Genomic DNA, 1,194 nt, shown 5'->3' with positions numbered 1-1,194 from the left:
TAAACAGCAACGCAGGTGCAATGACACCAGGCGCTACGCCCGAAACAGTGGACGGTATGTCTAAGAGCGAAAATTAACGCCATCATTGAGACTCTGAGAAATGAGCGATATAGATGGACACCAGTGCGACGTACTTATATCCCGAAGAAAAACGGTAAATTGCGACCTCTTGGTATGCCTTCTTGGTCGGATAAATTACTTCAAGAAGTAATTCGCTCCATACTAGAAGCCTACTACGAGCCCCAGTTTAGCGAACACTCCCACGGTTTCCGAGCGAAACGCGGATGCCATACTGCACTGAAGGAAATTACCCAAAAAGGTCGAGCTACAAAGTGGTTTATCGAAGGAGATATCAGTGCGTGTTTTGACAGCATAGACCATACTATTTTGTTAAAAATATTGCTTGAGAAAATCCATGATAATCGCTTTATTCGACTAATCAAGGGATTGCTGGATGCTGGACACTTGGAAAATTGGAAATACAATGCCACCTATAGCGGAGTCCCGCAGGGTGGAGTTGTAAGCCCGATACTTTCTAATTTGGTGCTAGACAAACTGGACAAATATGTCGAACGCGAATTAATACCAGCATATACACGAGGTCTGCGAAGGAGTGTTAACCCACCGTACAATGTATTAACTAAGGCAGCGGCAAAAGCACGAAAAGCCGGAAAATTGGCAGAAGCACGGCAGTTGAGCCAACAGGCGCAATCCATTCCGTCTCGTGACCCAAATGACCCAGACTTTCGTCGCCTTTGGTACGTAAGGTACGCCGATGATTTCCTGTTGGGAGTAGTAGGCTCAAAATCCGAAGCATTGGATATCAAACAGAAAATCGCCACCTTCTTACGTGACGAGTTAAAACTGGAACTCAGCGAGGAAAAGACGCTCGTTACCCATGCAAGGGACGAATCAGCTAAATTCCTGGGTTATGAAATCCATATACTACACGCCGACGATAAACACGACCACCGTGGTCAAAGATGTATCAACGGTAGTGTGGGGCTAAGGGTTCCCAAAAGCGTGATAAAAGACCACTGTGTCAAATATACGCGCTCCGGAAAGCCCATACACTTAGCACAGAGAGTCAATGACGATGCCTACAGCATAGTTAGTCAGTATCAAGCGGAGTACCGAGGAGTAGTCCAGTACTACCGTATGGCTTACAACCTCCACACGTTATCTTTACTGAAA

General features: G+C 45.9%; 1 protein-coding gene. It reads left to right on the top strand.

Features of this window, described 5'->3' with window-relative positions:
• Positions 1–123: 123 nt before the first annotated feature.
• Positions 124–1,194 (top strand): reverse transcriptase/maturase family protein (locus AABK37_RS41435; protein WP_432557187.1); only part of this gene is annotated, 1,071 nt, incomplete at its 3' end.

It is taken from the genome of Tolypothrix sp. VBCCA 56010 (genome assembly GCF_050875635.1).
Taxonomy (GTDB): Bacteria; Cyanobacteriota; Cyanobacteriia; order Cyanobacteriales; family Nostocaceae; genus Hassallia.
This window is presented reverse-complemented; position numbering and strand designations above follow the sequence as displayed.